Below are 223 nucleotides of genomic sequence, written 5' to 3'. Positions count from 1 at the left end.
TATCCGAGCAAGCGATCAGTCATACATAAAACATGCTTAGTTACAGGTTCATTTGCCGTTGGTTTTAACCAACGGATTAGTAAATGCTCTCTCTCTTTGGACTTTAGTCCCATTTAAGCAGTCTCTCTATTGAAGAGAAATGTGGCTGAAGCCAATAAAGAGAAGCAACATGTAAACCGTCAGTTAAAACTGACGGCAAATAAACCTGTAATGGCTAAGTCAC

Source organism: Parabacteroides sp. AF14-59, assembly GCF_003479515.1.
GTDB lineage: Bacteria > Bacteroidota > Bacteroidia > Bacteroidales > Tannerellaceae > Parabacteroides > Parabacteroides faecis.
Note: the sequence above shows the minus strand (reverse complement) of the source record.